Source organism: Turicimonas sp. TL08 (assembly GCF_054660695.1).
Window position 1 is genome coordinate 1 of sequence record NZ_BAAGDP010000079.1, and the last position, 341, is coordinate 341.

Below are 341 nucleotides of genomic sequence, written 5' to 3' on the forward strand. Positions count from 1 at the left end.
TCCCGGGGTTCTTTTCGCCTTTCCCTCACGGTACTGGTTCACTATCGGTCGATCACTAGTATTTAGCCTTGGAGGATGGTCCCCCCATCTTCAGACAGGATTCCTCGTGTCCCGCCTTACTTCTCGTCTTCTTAGTACCATTCGGACAATTTTAAATACAGGGCTATCACCTTCTTTGGCTGAGCTTTCCATCTCATTTTTCTATCATCCAAACTATCAAAAACTAGGCTGCTCCGGGTTCGCTCGCCGCTACTGCCGGAATCTCGGTTGATTTCTTTTCCTGAGGATACTTAGATGTTTCAGTTCTCCTCGTTCGCCTCGCATGACTATGTATTCATCAT

The 341-nt window shown here is 47.2% G+C and carries 1 rRNA gene; it reads right to left on the reverse strand.

Going from position 1 to position 341, the window contains the following annotated elements:
* Window positions 1–341, reverse strand: a 23S ribosomal RNA gene (locus tag ACYQ4O_RS13030); the annotation flags it as partial.